General features: G+C 34.9%; 10 protein-coding genes, 1 tRNA gene and 1 CRISPR repeat array (1 of these 12 cut by a window edge). All 11 genes read left to right on the forward strand.

Annotated features, from left to right (window positions below; genetic code table 11):
• Positions 1 to 24: direct repeats of the CRISPR family, unit length 32 nt; it begins 469 nt to the left of the window's first position.
• A 1,012-nt stretch (positions 25 to 1,036) separates the two neighbouring features.
• Positions 1,037 to 1,124: transfer RNA gene (locus tag ACFO1S_RS23375), tRNA-Leu, on the forward strand.
• A 103-nt stretch (positions 1,125 to 1,227) separates the two neighbouring features.
• Positions 1,228 to 2,214, forward strand: a complete 987-nt coding sequence (locus ACFO1S_RS23380; RefSeq protein WP_204605061.1) for an HNH endonuclease — start codon at positions 1,228 to 1,230, stop codon at positions 2,212 to 2,214.
• A 393-nt stretch (positions 2,215 to 2,607) separates the two neighbouring features.
• Positions 2,608 to 3,456 carry an adenine nucleotide alpha hydrolase family protein gene (locus tag ACFO1S_RS23385; RefSeq protein ID WP_204605062.1) on the forward strand — a complete coding sequence of 283 codons (849 nt, stop codon included), beginning with the start codon at positions 2,608 to 2,610 and terminating at the stop codon, positions 3,454 to 3,456.
• Between the two features lie 89 nt (positions 3,457 to 3,545).
• Positions 3,546 to 4,634 (forward strand): DNA sulfur modification protein DndB, encoded by a 1,089-nt coding sequence (dndB, locus tag ACFO1S_RS23390; protein ID WP_204605063.1) that lies wholly within the window; start codon positions 3,546 to 3,548, stop codon positions 4,632 to 4,634.
• Positions 4,635 to 4,648: 14 nt separating this feature from the next.
• The gene (gene dndC, locus ACFO1S_RS23395) at positions 4,649 to 6,010 is read left to right on the forward strand and encodes a DNA phosphorothioation system sulfurtransferase DndC (protein ID WP_204605064.1); all 1,362 of its coding nucleotides are present in this window, start codon (positions 4,649 to 4,651) and stop codon (positions 6,008 to 6,010) included.
• The gene (gene dndD, locus ACFO1S_RS23400; protein WP_204605065.1) at positions 6,007 to 7,980 is read left to right on the forward strand and encodes a DNA sulfur modification protein DndD; all 1,974 of its coding nucleotides are present in this window, start codon (positions 6,007 to 6,009) and stop codon (positions 7,978 to 7,980) included. Before dndC ends, dndD begins: the two co-directional genes overlap by 4 nt.
• Before the next feature lie 3 nt (positions 7,981 to 7,983).
• A complete protein-coding gene (locus ACFO1S_RS23405; RefSeq protein ID WP_204605066.1) occupies positions 7,984 to 8,358 on the forward strand; it encodes a DndE family protein in 375 nt (124 codons plus the stop codon).
• Positions 8,359 to 8,362: 4 nt separating this feature from the next.
• Entirely contained in the window at positions 8,363 to 9,520 is a 1,158-nt protein-coding gene (locus ACFO1S_RS23410; RefSeq protein ID WP_204605067.1) for a cysteine desulfurase family protein, read from the forward strand.
• A gap of 799 nt (positions 9,521 to 10,319) precedes the next feature.
• On the forward strand, positions 10,320 to 12,107 hold the full coding sequence (gene dptF / locus ACFO1S_RS23415; RefSeq protein ID WP_204605069.1) for a DNA phosphorothioation-dependent restriction protein DptF: 1,788 nt from the start codon (positions 10,320 to 10,322) through the stop codon (positions 12,105 to 12,107).
• Positions 12,104 to 13,516 carry a DNA phosphorothioation-dependent restriction protein DptG gene (gene dptG / locus ACFO1S_RS23420; protein WP_204605070.1) on the forward strand — a complete coding sequence of 471 codons (1,413 nt, stop codon included), beginning with the start codon at positions 12,104 to 12,106 and terminating at the stop codon, positions 13,514 to 13,516. The genes dptF and dptG overlap by 4 nt, the downstream gene beginning before the upstream one ends.
• The gene (gene dptH / locus ACFO1S_RS23425; protein ID WP_204605071.1) at positions 13,497 to 18,689 is read left to right on the forward strand and encodes a DNA phosphorothioation-dependent restriction protein DptH; all 5,193 of its coding nucleotides are present in this window, start codon (positions 13,497 to 13,499) and stop codon (positions 18,687 to 18,689) included. Before dptG ends, dptH begins: the two co-directional genes overlap by 20 nt.
• Positions 18,690 to 18,696: the final 7 nt, after the last annotated feature.

An 18,696-nucleotide genomic window follows, 5' to 3' on the forward strand; every position in this document is an offset into this window, starting at 1 on the left:
CCACACTCCTACACTAGGGGCGACAGCGGCCCTCTAAAGGCCTTACACAGCAAGGGATTCGGAGGTCAAAAGTGCGAACCCCATTTCTATATGCCAAAAGAGAGATCGCCTAAACCCTTGAAAACCTGAAATTCCAAGCGGGACAAGGAGTGCGAATCTACCAGGAAAATCATGTGCGCTTAAGGTTCGCACTCTTACTTGCTAGAATAGCATATTTTGTATTAGATTTCCTTCCGTTTGTTCGAAAGCTCAAATCCGTTCCATTGCAGTCAATCTCTTAGGCAGCGAGTTGACCGAGAAGCGGAGTCGTCTTCGTGCATGCGAATCGAACGCTTACCTCATAATTTTTGATTCTAAATGTGATGGAAATGATATAATGAATGCAAACAACACTTGCGCAGACATGGCCTGGTTTGCCGAAGAATGAAAAGGAGTACTTCCATTGAATAATCGTTCCAATGCTCCCGTGATGTATCTTGTAATCGGATTGTTATGCCTAGGCTTCTCTATCGCTATGCCCCAGATGTGGCTGAAAATCATCTTCTCCGTAGTTGGTTTCTCCGGTCTTATCGCTGGCATTATCGGGATTAAAAGAATGAAGTGAAATTCGCAAGAAATCTAACTCCCGCCTATATAGCGTAACTCTAATGTTTGGAGCCTCGGCTGTCATTTCTTGCATCGTAAAAAAATTATAATATGTTGTTGACATATGGTGCTATGAGGTGTTATATTATGATTCTGATCGGTTAACGATCCGATCGAAATATGCGGTCATGGCGGAATTGGCAGACGCGCTGGCTTCAGGTTTTAGCGCGGTTCGAGTCTTACGCGCCAAGTGGCGATAAAGCCGCACGGTTACTGCGTTTTCCTTTTCAACGCACCGCGTCAAACTCATGCGCGGCGCACCAAACACTTGATTTTGAGCCAAAGTTTAACGCGCTCGCTTTACCAAAGGATTTGCGCGGAAAAAGTTTAGCGCGGCTCTTGTGTCGACATTAGCTCGACCGGGGAACAGAGTCAAGTCACAATTTTATATGCGGTCATGGCGGAATTGGCAGACGCGTACGGTTCAGGTCCGTATAGGCTAATCACCTGTGGAGGTTCGAGTCCTCTTGACCGCACCATACCTAAAGTGATGCCCTTCGATTAAATTCGAGGGGTTTATTTTTTGTTTGACATGTATACTGTGATGAGTGGAGTGAAAATTAAACTGTAGGAGGCTAGCTTATGGAGGGATGGAAGTTAAACAAAGGAGAATTAAAAATCACCTCGCTGACCGAGAATGAGATATGGCGGTACTTTAATGTTTTGTTTTCTTCAAAGTCCAAAAACCAAACCAGCTATAAATATGGGTTTATCAGGTCTTTGTTGGAGAATTTATATAATACAGATTCTGATATGTATCTTGATTTTGACCAGATTTACGGTTCATTTACACGTATTTACTGGAATCTTGTTGTTAGATTTGCTTTGAAGCAGACAGATAACAGTCATAGTCAATCATTAATAGAAAAAGTCTTGGTTACGATAAAAGACAAAAATAAAATTCCAGATGGCATTTCTTTCGATGCATTACCATTACATGTACAACAAGAAGCTTATAAAAAGGCAAAAGCGGCGGGTACACGTTATGTTGTTGGGGCAGTTTACGGTGATACGGAAGGCCAATTCTTTGGTTTCGACAAGAATAAGGAGTATATGCAATTCAATCCAGTTGTTTTAACGTTCATGCAGACACATCAGCAGGTCTTATTTCGCTTAACGAATTATGAGCTGATAAAATTTTTGCAGCGCAATAACAGTTCTGATTCATGTGCAAATCTAATTAAGAATGTTGAAAATATCTCACTGAGATCTTTATTAAATATATATCGTCAGATGCTAGTGCAATACGGCAGTCATCATTGTTTCTATTGTAATAAGCAATTTACACCAAATACAGTTGTTGAAGTTGATCATTTTATACCATGGAGCTTCATACATAACGATCAATTATGGAATCTGGTTCTAGCATGTAGAACTTGTAATAATTCTAAAAGCAATAAGATAGCGGATACTCTATACCTTGAAAAGATTATTGACCGAAATCAATTACTTATTGAGAATGATTACAACTTTGATGAAGAAATGAAAACATATACTGCTGAGAAGCTAAAAGAATTACATAAGTATGTAGTTGTTAATGGCTACCAACATGGGTGGCTGCCAACCTAGCATAAGATGCGATAATTTAATTTAAAACTGAGTTTGTGAATGTGATGTTTATATTTTACGCTATTTGCGAAAAAATTCTATCTCCAATGTAAGCATGACTGTGTGTTGATGATGACTTAAATTTCATTTCGTCTAAATATATTGACTCCGACTCACTTTCAGGACTAATAAATGAAGAAGGACAAAAGGAAATGAACAGATACGTCAATGGAGGTATCGGGGTACTTAAAGAATACTTAGGTGATAAGCCTCATACAATCGAAACATTTTTAATAAGATTTTCACAGATGATTAATGAGCTAAATGCAAGAAATTAAGCTTGCTGACAGGGAAAATCGACGGTACACTCGACACGACTCAAAGTCATTAGTTTGAGAGGCGGGGTGTATCACAATGGAAGAGGGCAACTTTCAAGGGAATCAATTTAAACAAATTACTGTACTTAGTTTAGGGGCGGGAGTTCAAAGCTCCACAATGTTATTGATGGCTTTGCATGGAGAGTTTATTGAAAAGCCTCAATGTGCAATTTTTGCAGATACTGGATGTGAGCCGCGTGAAGTCTACCAGTATCTTAATTGGCTAGAGCTTGAGGCCAAGAAGTATGACTTTCCGATCTTAAGATGCAATAACGGTAATTTGCAAGATGACTTGTTGAATACTATCCAAGGAAAGACTACCAGATTTGCTAATCCACCGTTCTATGTCAAGACGGATCATGGAGCTCCTTCGATCTTAAGAAGGTACTGTACTCAAGATTACAAGATCGATGTGATTATCAAAGCAATCCGAGAAGAATTGATAGGACTTCGTTACAAGCAGCGAGTTCCTAAAAATGTGAGAGTAACTCAGTGGTTTGGAATATCAACTGATGAGATCACACGGGTTAAATCATCGCGGCATTCATGGATAACGAACCAGTACCCATTAATTGAAAAAGAAATGACCAGGGACGACTGTCTGGCATGGTTAAAGGATCGAGGATATCCTTTACCGCCGAAGTCGTCCTGTTTTTTTTGCCCATATCATAGTGATAAGACTTGGAGACGAATCAAAGAACAATTGCCAAGTGAATGGGATCAAATAGTAGAGTTAGATCGAAAAATTAGAAATGGATTTTCTAAAATAAGAGGAGAATTGTATTTACACCGAAGTTTACAGCCGATAGATACTATTGATTTTGGAGAATTTCTCAAAGATAATAGCAGTTTTGAAAATGAGTGTGATGGAGTTTGCGGCGTATAAGGCTATTTTTCGACAACGCTTTCCAAAATAGCCTCCAAGCGATATAATGTACGTAATATAAATTAATTACGTACGTAGTTGGAGGGACTATGTTAGATACTAGCCTAGACTTTACGTATTCTTTTCCAGCGGTTCGAGGTATCCAAGCTGGAAGAGAATACTACATAGCAATGTGCAGACTTAAATTGATTCCTAAAATTTTTATGTTTGACGAAGAAGAAGTACCGCCAGAGTATCGGTCTCAGCGGGTAATAAACAAGTCTCGTATTCCAAGCATAGCGCAGTATATGATTGAGAATCCCGATGAGTATGTCTTCTCTTCGTTGACGGCTTCTATTGATGGAGAAATTAAATTTGTTCCATTTGATGACCGACCCACTAGCCAAATTGGGCAGTTGATCGTATCTATGGATGCACGGTTTTTGATTAATGATGGACAGCACCGTAGAGCTGCTATTGAAGAAGCATTGAAGCAACGAGCTGAGTTCGGGGACGAAACGATTTCCGTTGTTTTCTTCAAGGATGCTAAACTCCAAAGAAGCCAGCAGATGTTTGCTGACTTGAATAAACATGCCGTCAATACTACGCGTTCGATTGGGATACTCTATGATTTTAGGGATCCGTTAGCTCTTGCAACCAAAGAGATCGTTCACAAGAATCATTTTTTGAGGCAGTTCGTTGACGCTGAATCACCTACATTAGCACAATTATCACCCAAATTATATACGTTAAGCAGTATCTATAGTACGATGAAAAACCTGTTACGGAAAACGAAGTCTCAGACAGTTAGTGTCGAGGAAGTAGAGGTGGCTCTAACTTTCTGGGATAAACTCTATCAGACCATTCCAGAATGGAGAATGATTGCTGCGAAAGAACTTGCCGCAGCAAAACTAAGAAGCACGTATATTACAGGATTTAGTGTTTTTTTAGAAGCTGTTGGCTTAATCGCCGCGTCACTATATTTTGATCATAAAGATACGTCGTTCTCTAAATTGGATGGACTTTCCGGCATAGACTGGACAAAGTCAAACCCTCAATGGGTAGGACGAGCTTTATCGAATGCAGGTAGGGTTTCTAACAGTCTGGAGTCTGTTCGATTGACCTCAAACAAAATCAAGATGCAGTTAAATATTCCTTTAAACGAAGATGATCAAAAGTATGAAAGTAAACTTAGCTAGTAGAGGTGTAGAGAATGGATCTATTTAGTTTGTCCAATTTGGATGAAGTAACCCGTGAAATACAAGAGTTATATCTTGAGGATGAACGGCCTTGGGTAATTGGTTACAGCGGTGGCAAAGATTCAACGGCCGTTGTCCAATTAGTATTTAATGCATTGCGTAGCCTTTCTAAAGACCAGCCGATCCAAAAGAAAGTATATATCATTTCATCGGATACGCTGGTTGAAACACCACTTATTATCGATTATATAAGTAAAACTTTGAAGCAAATCGAAGATGAGGCTAACAAACAAGGGCTACCAATAATAACGGATAAAGTTAAACCTTTACCAGAGAATACGTTCTGGGTAAACCTCATAGGAAAAGGGTATCCAAGTCCTCGTCAAAAATTTCGTTGGTGTACCGATAGGCTGAAAATAGAACCAGCAAATCGGTTTATTATGGAGAAAGTATCGGAACATGGTGAAGTAATTCTTCTGCTCGGGGTCCGATCGTCGGAAAGCGCCACAAGGGCTCAAGTTATGAATCGGCACACAATGAAAGGCAGACTCCTTAGTAGGCATTCCACAATGACGAATGCGTACGTCTATGCGCCTATACGTGATTTTACAACCGATGATGTTTGGACCTATTTACTACAAGTTCCTTCTCCTTGGGGGAGTGACAATCATGAATTAATGGCCCTGTACCAGAACTCTAATGCGGAGTGTCCGCTTGTAGTTGATAAAACAACAGCCTCATGTGGAAACAGCCGTTTTGGTTGCTGGGTTTGTACTGTAGTTACCGAGGACAAAGCGCTCAAGGGTTTTATTCAAAATGGTGAAGAATGGCTCCGGCCCTTACTCAACTTTAGGAACTGGCTAGTTGAAATTCGTGATGTGCCAGCTCATCGAGAAACAAAGAGAATAAACGGAACTGTGTATTCACCTGCTCCAGGTCGGGTTGGCTTAGGTCCTTTCACCTTAGCAATGAGAAAAGAGATTCTTTCTGAATTATTGAAGAGACAAAAAAACATCCGTACTCCAGAAGGGCAGCCGTATGAGCTTATTTCTCGGGACGAATTATATAAGATTCAGGAGATGTGGACGACCTCGGGCGATTGGGAAAATAGTGTTTTTAAAATTTACCGAGACATATTTAATCAAGAGTTGACCTGGTATGGATCTGAGAGGGAAATCATGACTCCAGAGCAAACTGATTTATTGCGGTCGTTATGTGAGCAATATGAAGTTCCCAGTGAGATTGTTCAACGCTTACTTTACTTAGAGTGGAAGAACCTTGGATACTCTTACCGTCACGGAATGACGAAAGAGTTAACATCCATGCTTCGGGAACAATGGTTACATGTGGATAACGCAGAGGAAGTGTTGGAATGATTATTAAAAAAATTGTACTAAATAATTTCGGTCCATATAAAGGAACACACGAGTTTGAATTGGATCCAGAAAAGGAACGGACAGTATCAATCATTATGGGGCATAATGGTGCTGGCAAAACGACTCTATTAGAAGCAATACAGCTAGGGTTATATGGTTCTTTTGTTTGGGGTCTTAAGAACATGAATGTAAAATACCAAGAAATGGTGAAGCAAAAATTTAATAGAATAGCCAGAAGTGAAGCGCCTGAAGGAGAATTCGGTATATCCGTTTATTTTCAGTGGAAAACAGGTAGAACGTTGGATCTTATTCAACTCGAGCGGCGTTGGTGGATTAGTATCAATGGAAAGCTTAACGAAGATCAATTAATTACCCGAAATAAAGTTTTATTAGATAAAGCCGAAGCGTTCGAAGTAGAAGAACGAATCCGGTCGATTATTCCACCTTCCTTAATGGAATTTTTCCTTTTTGATGGAGAACGTATCGATTCTATCTTGAGAAATAATGATTTTTCAACCGTTCTCCGAGAAGGTGCGATTAACATGTTCGGACTAGATATTGTGAGTCGGTTGCAAGTGGATCTACAGAATTCGTTTAACAAAGATGCGTACCAGAAGAATATATTCTCTGATGAGCATCTTCAGATTGAAACAAGACATGAGTTAGAGCAAGTAAAAATGAAGTATGATGATCTATTGGGTCAAGTTACTATACTAGAGCAAGAGACTGAAATCATCAAGCAATTAAAAGAAAATTTAATTGATGAGTTTAGAGTGCATGGCGGATTATCGGCAGAAGAACAGCGAAATCTTGAAGCAAAGATCAAAGAAAATGAAATGCGTAGATCAAAAATGAATGAGACTATCAAAGAAAAAATTGCTGAACATCTGCCATTCCAAATCGCGTCATCAGTACTAGGAAAAACAGTTGCGCGGCTTGAAAAAGAAAAATATGCCCGAACGATGAACGCGGCATATGACATTATCGCAACAAAAGGAAGAGATCTCCTCGAGGAATGGAGTAGGAAATATAACAATTTGAATGCGAAGGATTCAACAGAGAGTTTTCTTTCATATATGATCGATTCTTTAACAGAGAAAGATCAAGATGAATTTTGGCATGACGTTTCAGAGACAGAGTTGAGAAAGTTGTTGACAAAAAGAGACGAAATCTTGAACAGTGATCCTGATATCTATAGGAAATATTTTAAGACAATATCGCAGCACACCAGTCAAATTCAGTCTTATCGAAAAAAGCTAGAGAAAAGCATTGCAGAATCAGCTTTACGAGATAAGTGGAATGAAATTGAGAAAACAAATGAATTAATAGCAGAAAAAAGTTTTTTATGCAGAAAGCTACTAGAAGAAGCAAGTGTACATGCTGACAAAATTGCTGAATTGGAACTTCAACTTGAAAAGATATCTGCGAAATTAAATGAAAGTCAACGCGATGAAAGTGTAGTTAATTTAGCTGAAAAAATTAGAATCTTGATGAAGGACTTCGAATCCCAGTCACTTCGATTACAAGTGCAAAAATTGTCTGAAGAAATAACCAGGCGATTCACTAACCTTATCCAGAAGAAAGAATATGTTCATAAAGTCGATATTAATCCAACTAATTTCGAATTGAAGTTATTTGGCAGTCAGGGTATAGAAATTCCACCTCAGTACATGTCAGCAGGAGAGCGTCAATTACTTCTTCTTGCAATTATCCAGGCATTTATCACAACCTCAGGAAGACAAATGCCGCTAGTTCTGGATACATTAATGGGAAGGTTGGACTTGAATCATCGAAATGCTATTATATCCAGATTCTTGGCACAAACTCCTTTTCAGACCATTGTTCTTGCAACTGATTCGGAGTTCTCCAAGGAAGATATTCAGCAATTAAAGCCAGTTGTATCCAAAGTATATGACATTTATTTTCTCGATGAAACAGGAAAAACGGAAGTGAAGCAAAGAGGAGCATAGTAAATGAATTTTAGACTTAGGACATCGAGAAAGATTGAAAATGAAATCAAATCGTTACAGCAACTGTTAAATTTGCAGCCATATATTTTGGTTCGCTTAGCAGTGGCACTCTCTTTAAGGTCGGATGAACGAATCCTCGTTGAAAACTATAGAGACAATTCGGGACTGGAGTTTAACCGCTCAACAATTACAGGGGAGTTCGATGCTTTGTTTAAGGCAATGATTATTGAACATACAGGGCATCCTCTATCTGATGATGAGTACTTTCCTAGCTATTTTAAGGCTCATTTGGAGAGGGGAATACCTATGTTGTCTGAGCATTATCGGTATGCAGGTAATGTTGAAAAATTGATTACACAACTTGCACAGTTGGGGTGATAGGATGATTTATTTAGATTATGCTGCAACGACACCAATAGATCCGCAAGTATACGAAGATATGAAGTCTTATTTATTACAACAGTATGGGAACCCAAACGGTAAATACTACACACAGGCTATAGAAACAAAAAATGCTGTTGATAATGCAAGAGAACGGGTAGCTAAGTTCTTGAAATGTCAGATGGATGAGTTAATTATCACTTCGGGAGCGTCGGAGGCGAACAACTTTATTATTAAAGGTATCGTCGATGCTTCAGAACAAACGAATCCACATATCGTTACAACACAGATTGAACATAGTTCAATATTAGCAACTTGCAAATTTTTAGAGAAGCGAGGCTGCAAAGTAACGTATCTATCGGTAGACGATAATGGTCAGATCGAATTGGATGATCTTCGCAACGCACTTACTGAAGAGACTACGTTGGTATCAATCGGTTGGGGCAACAATGAAATTGGTACATTAGTGGATATTCAAGCAATTGGAAATTTAATCAAAAATGTTTCAAGTCAAATTTTTTTTCATACTGATGCCACACAAGCAGTAGGGAAAGTCCCGATCAACTTTTCCAAGGTCAATGTTGATGCGTTATCGTTCTCAGCCCACAAGTTTTATGGCCCTAAAGGAGTTGGGGGGGCAGTTATTAAGAGGGATAAAGATGGTATTTTACCTAAGATCACCCCGTTAATTCATGGAGGAGAGCAAGAGATGGGACTACGCGGTGGTACAAGCGCTGTCGCAAACATAGTAGGCATGGGTAAAGCAGCTGAAATAGCTGATAAAGACCTTTCTGTTACGATAAAACATATAGAGAAGCTTTATCGATTTCTGATAGAAGAGTTACAGAAATCGAGCATTAGTTTCAAAGTTAATAATTTTGGATCAGATCGTTTGTTTGGCATTGTAAGCCTGACTTTATACGGAGTAAGCAACGAGCTAATTATCAAAGCATTAGCCAGTGATGTAGCAGTATCTGCTGGCTCTGCTTGCTCGGCGACAAAGCCATCCCATGTACTTTCAGCTATAGGGCTGAATAAAGACGAAATTCGAAGCACTATTCGTGTGTCTTTCGGTAAATATACTGAAGTGAATGACATTAGAAATTCAGTAAAAGCGATTGAAAAAGTGTATGAGAAATTTCGAGTGATTAAGAGTTAGTAGTAGTAGGAGGCAGTTGAGTTTACAGGAGTTACAATTAAAAGAACAGTATGTTACTGGCGAAAATGATCTTTTAGAAGAGTTTTATATTCCTTGTCTCACTCGCTCCTTTACATACGATAGAGCAGCCGTCTTCTTTAACTCGATGATTTATCATTGAGTTAAAGAAGGGTTGAAACCGTTTATTCGACGTGAGGGAAAGATTCGTCTCATTACTAGTGCAAAATTAACTCCTCAAGATATTGAAAGAATTCGAGAAGGGTACGAAGAACATAAGTGGCTGCAAGAACACCTTATGTTGCTTTATGATGATTTTTATAAAAACCGCCTTGAGTATAACGTAGCTAACCTGTGCTGGTTGATACAAAGCGGACGTTTAGATATTCGTATTACCAGAAGTGGCCGCTTCTAAATAGATGTCTGTTGATTTTATCCCAAGAGAATGTCAAACAATTGCACTTGAGTTTTTCAATAATAGCGATGGTATTTGCCTCTATCAAACACTCATGGATCCACAAGTATTAGAGAATTAAATCTTGACGCTTTAGGTGACAGTTGCCACGCTTGGAAAGCCTTCTGATCAACACCTGAATTATTTCAGTCAGAACAAGAAACTTAAATTTTAAATTCATATAGTTCTTAAGAGGTATTTTGAAGTAACTGTCGAATATTCCTGCTAGGAAGGAATTTCCTGAAATAGATCCAAGTGAATTGTGAGATTAGATATGTTTTAATTATCAATAGATAAAGATCGTCTTCTTATGAAGGATAGTTTCAACAAAAAAAGAAGGTGAAGGCGTTGGGGGAAATCGGAAGTTGTCTAATTGATGAACTCAGAAAACTAAAAGAATCATCCAAAGAAGCCGTAGATAATTTGGATTCTTTTAGCGATTTTAAAGATTACATGCACATAAAAAGAAGTGTAGAATCAGAATTGCTAGATTTATTGTTGAGAGCAAAAGAATCGAACAAATCTCAATTAATTTTAGTTTGTGGTGGAGTCGGTGATGGGAAATCTCATTTAATTTCTTACTTAAAGAACAAACATCAAGACCTATTGACAAATTTTCAGTTGCACAACGATGCGACAGAAAGCTTCGAACCAAGAAAAACATCTATAGATACGTTGAATGATGTTTTGGATGATTTTTCAGATGGAAAATTAAATATAAATGGATCTAAAAAACTGATTCTTGCAATTAATTTAGGTGCTTTAAATAACTTTGTCGATTCAGAATATCAGGATCGTTATCAACATTTAAAAGAGTTTGTTATCACAAAGAAAATATTGGAGGCTAGAGTCTCTGATAGTTTTTTTGATTCAGAGAATTCTTTTCAATTTATCAATTTCAGTGATTATCATATGTTTACTTTAACGAGTAAAGGAGCAAGTTCTGAGTACATTAATGAGATTCTCTTCAAGATTTCAAGTGAGGATGAAAAAAATCCGTTTTATACCTCTTATCAGAAGAATTGCTTGGAGAACTGCATTTGTTCAAGTAAGTGTCCAGTAAAATTTAACTATGAATTTTTAATGAGTTCGAGGGTTCAAGAACAGCTAATTCAGATTCTTATTGAGGGAATTGTTAAGTACAAATTAATCATTTCAACACGTGCATTATTTAATTTTGTTTACGATATTTGCGTTTCGAATTTTATTGATCAGTTACCTAGAGATGAAATCAAGGAAACAATAATGAAGGCTTCCTTTTCTGAATACATAGAGTGGTTTCTACCCAATTTGCTGTTTGAACATAAGGATAGGTCTAATATTTTTGAAGTATTATCAAAAATGGATCCTGTTCATAGTAGGTCGGAAGAAATGGATAATCTGCTAATTTCACTAAATACTAAAGAAAATATTTCATCTATTTTTTATGAATACATTGATATGATTGATAACGAATGTATAACCAACATATTAAACAATGAGTTAATGTTGAAGACTCTTTTAACTGAAGAAAACATCAATCTAAGATATAAGTTGGTAAAGTTGTTTTTCAGATATTATAAATTTAGTCCCAAAAAAGAAGTGTTAAATATAAATGACTCTTTGTATCATGAATATATGCAAAATCTCTTTTATTGGAATATACAAAATAAAAAGCAACTAATTAAATTATATAAAGATGTTAGTGATGCCATTTATAAATGGAATGGAAAGAGTATTTCTGAATATATCAATTTATTCATTGGTAAAAATCAACTTGAATATAAAATAAGTCAGAAATTAGATTTGGCTCCACATGTAATTGACTTGAAAGAACAAAGCCTGATTAAGTTGGATAGATTTACTCCATACTTAATTATGGCGTATAAGACAAAAGGGGAAGAAGCAGTTGTTGAAATTTCAATTGATTTTTCTTTATATGAGCTTTTAATGCGAATTAAAAATGGGTATAGACCTAATAAGCAGGATAAAAATAACTTCATTAATTTTGTTGATTTTATCAATAAAATTTTGATTTTAGGAAACCAAGATAAAGAATTGATTTTTGAGGAAAAGAATGGCGGTAATATTCAAAGATATAAATTAGAATATGACAAAGAGTTCGAACAATATAGATTCGTGGTGATCAGAATATGACATATAGATTGAACTTCAATGACATTTTCAAAAGTTATCGTTTTGTAAGTGATCCTAGCAAGAAAGTAAGACTGAAACATAATACAGGAAATAAAATAAAGATTTTTCCCTACACTGCTAAATATAGTAGTAATATTTTGATCTTTAAAAATATTCTAGGAGAATATTCGCGTATTATTACGGACAGCATGTTAAAGGAAGAATTTGAGGTTGAGTCAATAATAGAGAATGTACTTGCAGATATCGAGATGAGCGGGACAGATGAGAAGGTTAAGCTTAAAAGCATCTTACAGAAACTTTTTATTGATGAGAATAAAGAAATTATAATATTTCATCCTGCTTTATTTAATTATATTCAAGTAGGGACTAGCGAACATAAAAGAATAGCAAGTTTTTTGCATAGTGTACTATGTAATAATGATATCAAAAATCAGCTATTAAAAATGTATAAAAGTGAGCCTAGGAATGTTTTATTAAAATTATTATTTGATTCTTTACCTAAGTTAGAAGAGACAAGTGAAATAAAAGAAGAATACATGAGATATATTCATTTTGTTTCTGAAGTGTTTATTGAAGATCTCAATTTTATATTGTCTAAAAGCGAGTTTTTCGTAGAAAACTTTGAAAAGTTAATAAAGTATTATTACTTCTTTTATGTGTCTCAAGTAGCAATGAAATTAGATGGGGTGTTTAATGCGGATTTAGAGTCTTCGGAGCCGCTCTATTTTAATCTTGATTGGGAAATTACCTCACGAAAAAGAATGAGTTATGATGAAGGGTGGTCCAAGCTATGTCGTAGTATTCCTAATTTATTTTCTCACGCAAATTGTTTGGAATTATTAAATCATTCAAATGATGAAAACCCAAGAGCGTTATCTTATGTAGACATTAAAAGTAGAATTGAAATGATGAACGAAAACGACAAGATGTCACTTTATTATGACATAGAAAGATTAATATCCGAGTATAAAGATCATATTGGTGATGTTGATTGGAGTGCTTTTTCTTATAAAAAAGTCGCCGAAAATCAAAGTTTATATGATGCTATTCATAAATTGTTAAAAGTGATAAATTATCAGTTTACAGAACAAAGTAGTGGAAGAAAATCAGCCAATGAGAATTATAGTAAACGGTTTACAGACTTTTGTAAATCTAATTTTTTAAAGCCGAGGGGGCCTTTAGGCCTTACCTTAAATTTATCACAAGAATATCTAATTTTTTTAACAAAGCTTTGTATAAATAATGAAAAAAAGATACGGTTGAAATCACTTTTTTACAAACTGGAACAAAGAGGAGTTTTCTTTGATAGAGATTCAAAGGAAAAGATAGTACAACTATTTCAAAAGTTAAATTTGTTAGAGAAAAAAAGTGATAGTGGTGATGCGCAGTATGTCAAATTTATTTTATAAGTACATATCCTCAAAAATCATTAATTTTTTCGAAGTGAAGCCACCGCAACCGGGTGATAAGTATCATATAATGTTTGAACAAGATGAACAGGTTCAAACATTATATGACGTATTGAAAAACCATATGAATGTTCAGCCGTTTCTTTATGTTTCTGAAAAAACATATTACGAAACATATTATTTCGTTTTTAATCATGTGCGGTTGATTGTATCTGCGACAATTGACCAAATAAAACCGGATTTTTTAACTTTTTTACGAAACAAAGTTGTTACTACTGACGATATTCAATTTAGTAATACAGCAATATTGTTTATTCATAATACGTCACTTGATAGCCTTGTTAAAGGCACTGAAAGTTTTCAAAAAGAAGGAATGCCTTTTCATATCAAAACGATAGTAAAGGATATTAAAAATATGTTGAAATCCTCGAACTTATCGAGGGTTGAAAGAATTATTGTTGAATATGCTTTAGAAAAGAAAAATAAAGACGTCTTTGTCGATAATTCCTCCTTATTTGAATATGAGGAGTTACTTGAGGTTATGAGCACTAGTGGATTGGCAAGAGAGCAGTACAGAAGCTTTGGTATGTTTTATGATTCAAATCTACATGAATTATCTACTAAAGATATCAAAGAAAGAATAAAAGAAAACGTTGAGTATTTTTCAAAAGTTGATTCAATACATAAGTTTGGCAATCCGGATCAAGAGCTGGAGAAGTACTTTGATGAAAAAGGTATTGAGTTACTCACTAATAAGGATTGGAATGAAGTTGAGTATAAAGATGTAAGGAACTCCGCATATAATAAAAACAGAAATAAAACTCTGGAATATATTGAAAGTAATAAAAAATATTCCGAAGAGAATGTTGTTTATTGGGAAAAATCAGAAGGCGATACCAAAATAAAGTCAAGGATTAGAAATATTATTGTTTTTAATATTGATAAGCTTGAGGAAATTAATCTTGAGTTAAGTTTTGATGATTTTATTAAAAAAGAGTTTTTAAAAGTTGATAAAAACTCAGAAATCGTCGCGGAACCAGGCGGCAAAAAAATTAAACTTAAAATTAGGAATATTGCCGGTAAAACGGGATTTAGTAAAATTATATATGCTGTTGAAAACACCAAGTTTGAATTTAGAATTGCAGTTGTAGAATGTGATGAGAACGTACTAGAAGCAATAAAAACGAATTACTCTATACTTATTAGCACTAAAGGGAAATATATTGTTGCAAACTGTGGCGAGCAAAATTTAATTATTAATCCAAATGGAACTGATGAAGTTAAAGAAACTTTGATTAAAGTTGAAAATACAGTAGAGATTTTCGATGTAGATCAAAGGCTAGAGATTATTAATAGTGTGGAAAATTTTGATGATGAATCAGAGCTAATAAAACTCGAGTTAAAATATATGGATACAATAATTCCAATTACTCTCAAAGAAGAGATCGATAAACCAAAAGTGATAACGGGAGTTTCGTTATGGAAACTTAAAAGAGAGAATAAAGAACACTTCATTTACAAGGGTAATAATAAATTAATTCATGGCACCAAGGAATTTTATGCGCGTGAAGAATTTAGAGAAAACATAGAAAGAGAAAAGGAAATTATTAAAGCGAGTGGTTTGTTTTTTACAGAAACCTCAGAGGGGTTACAAATTGAAGATCTTGATATAGATCCTGACTTAAAACAATGCTATAAAAATCTAATAGCATATTGTAAAGTAAATAATCTTCTGCCAAGCTTGTCTTATTTTAACGATGAGATAGCAGAGCTAGCTAATAAGTACATTCTTCAATTTATTAATTGTATTGAAGAAATAAATGATGGTGCGCTATTATCTACCAGACAAAGAAATCTAATGAAACTTGGAACTATAGAAAACCTGAATGGGGATCGTGAAATTATTTTCACACCACTACACCCATTAAACATTGCATATCAAATAATAATGAACAATGCAATTAAAGATGAGGTCATTCATGAAGAGATATTAAAGCGACTAAGTCCAATAAATTTACTACCTTACATTTATAATGATGAAAAAGAAATATACAAACCGATAGAACAAAATCATTCCCCAGAATGGACGTATTATCTAAATAGTAAAATTCAAAGATACAATGGCTCTCGTGATTTTGTTTCTAAGTTAGTTAGTGAGAAAATAGATGAATTTATTGAACACTTTTCTTATTTGTTTTCTTCTGCATCGAGCGCACCAATGAAAATTAATTTGATTAATTTGGGGGACTGCAGAGAAGTATTACAGGGGCTTTTTGAGTATTATGTTAAAGAACTTAGGAAAAATCCCAAAATAGAAGAATTACGTCCGATTGAGCTATGTATTTATGGAGAAGAAGATGCACCTAATGCATTTGAAGAAATATCTTTTTATGAAAATCCCCAAGTAATTAAAAACACTTTTGATGTCAGATTAGATTCTGAACATTATAGCGAAGAAGACATATTGAATGTTTTTAGAGAAAAAGTGCAGTTTTATATGAAAGATGCCAGTATAGATGGTTATCAGTATTGTCATGTAACTTTATGTCAAATGGATTCACTTTTCGAAATAACCTCTAGTGAAATGAGAAGTTTAAATACAGGAGTTTCTTTAGATGGGTTAATGTCAGGGGTCCCATCTGTTTACATTGGGGACTCTTACAGGACAGGGTTTGGTAGCAAGCATTTAAATGAAAATGGAAGTGTACTGTTAGATTTAGCTATAAAAATAAATGCGTTAGCAAAAGCCGCGAGAAGTTCAGATCATTTTAAGCCAGAAGAATGTATTATCACTGCTGTTTCTGAGAAATATAAGAAATCTTTTGATAAAATATATGATAGTTCTCATTGGATTACTTTTATTGAACCCAAAGTGAATTTAAATTTCTTTAAAAATGATATACACGCTAGAGACTTATTAATAATTCATTATAGTGATCAATATACATCATCCAGCGGCTATGATGCTATAACTGTCACAAGAAGGTCAAAACAATATCAAGTTATTATTGAAGAGTTTCTCCGAGAAAAAAATGTACACGGGGCAAAAGAATATTCACCAAGAATTATCAATTTTTTTAATGCAGTAAATGGAGATTGGTTATTAAGACTGATTGCACATAATGGACAATTTCCACGTGAGAAATTGAGCGTACTATCTGCTTTGAAAATTGCGCTATCGTATTTCCATCATAAGGATATTATTTGGATTCCTATATCCTTAGAAGAAGTTTTAAGGGTATCTGGTGGGGCGGGACTCAAAAAAAGCGAAGGCCTTTTTTCATCGAAAATTCTCGGGGAAAAGCAAGGTTCGTATAGTGATGATCTGTTATTGATCGGTATTGAAAAATGTAACCATGTAATTAAAGTACATTACTATCCAATTGAAGTGAAAATAGGGAATAACGATTCTGGAACAATTAATAAAGCTTTGGAGCAGGCTTACAAGACAAGAAAGTTAATCGAGGAGAACTTAAAAGAAGATAATAGCTCAGTAGAAAAAAATGCTAATGTGTTTACAAAAAAAGTGTATAGAAATTTCTTAATTCAATTAGCAATCGTTAGTGCAGAAAAAATGAAGCTTTATGATGTTTGGCCAAATCAAAATTGGGATCAGATTATAGACAGTGACTTGCGTACACAACTATTAAGTGATAACTATGAAATCAGTAACGATCTAGATGAATTTGTTGGAAAAGGTGCTGTCATTTCTTTTAAAAAAGATATTCACTTCAAGAATTCATACATTCAGAATGAGGTATTAGTTTTAGAATTTCCGGAACAAGATGGATATAATTATATAACCCAAGAAATAGAAATTATAAAAGATAAGTTTCTCACTGGTCAAAGTGATTTCCAAAAATCGGATTTATTGTTCTATAAGTATTCTGCATGTAATGAAAGTTTTCATGAGAATATTCAATCACACGTCATTGAGCAAGAAAATCAACCTCAAGTTCGTGTTCAAGAATTTGAGGAAAAAGAGTCATCAATGATTGGACATGAAGACATTATGCCGGATTCTGAGAACAACGTTATGAAGATAGTTTTTGGTAATAACGTAGAGACAGGGTTACCGATCCGTTGGTATCCAACTTCAACTGATAAGCTAATGCATACGAACACAGGTATTATAGGAACGATGGGAACTGGTAAAACACAATTTACTAAATCTCTTATTACCCAATTGTCTAAAAGTTCATTAGCTAATGTAAATGGAACAGAAATAGGTATCTTAGTTTTTGATTATAAAGGAGATTATATCAAAGAAGATTTTACTACGGCGACTAATGCCAAAGTGCTTGAGCTGTACCATCTTCCTTACAATCCATTGTCAATGTATATTACAAACTCGAATAAACCTTTATTACCGTTGCATACGGCAAATAACCTAAAAGAAACTATTTCAACTGCATTTAATCTTGGTTTTAAACAAGAAGCAATTTTGAAAGATATTATATTAGAAGCTTACGAAAATAAAGGAATTAGTAGGACTGACTCAAGTACTTGGAGTATTTTAGCACCAACTCTTAATGATGTTTATAACATTTATGTTAAAAAAGAATCAATTAAGGAAGATAGTTTATATGCAGCTTTAACCAACTTGGTAGATTTTGAAATTTTCGAACCAGATCCTAATAAAACAAAACCTCTTTTTGAGATGCTCACTGGCGTTACAGTTATTAATCTTTCAGGATATGATGAAGGAATTCAAAACCTCGTGGTAGCGATAACCCTAGATATTTTTTATAATCAAATGCAAATGGCAGGTCACAGTTCGATTCAAGGTAATCTTCGCGAAATTACTAAAATGATACTAGTTGATGAAGCAGACAATTTTCTGGGTAAAGATTTTAAATCAATCAAAAAAATTATGAAAGAAGGAAGAGAATACGGAGTCGGAACTATTTTATCCACACAGCTCCTTAGTCATTTCTCTACGGCCGACAACGAGTTTGCTAATTACATCTATACATGGATAGTTCATAATGTCTCAGATATTGGTAATAAAGATGTTAAGTTTATTTTTAATACAAAATCAAAAGCTGAAGAAGACAACATTATAAATAAAATTAAAAAATTAGAAAAGCATTATAGCATTGTTAACCTTGAAGGCAATCAACCTGTATTAATAAGGGACAAAGCCTTCTGGGAACTAATAAAGGAATTATAACATGACT

Source organism: Cohnella boryungensis, from assembly GCF_042651945.1.
GTDB lineage: Bacteria > Bacillota > Bacilli > Paenibacillales > Paenibacillaceae > Cohnella > Cohnella boryungensis.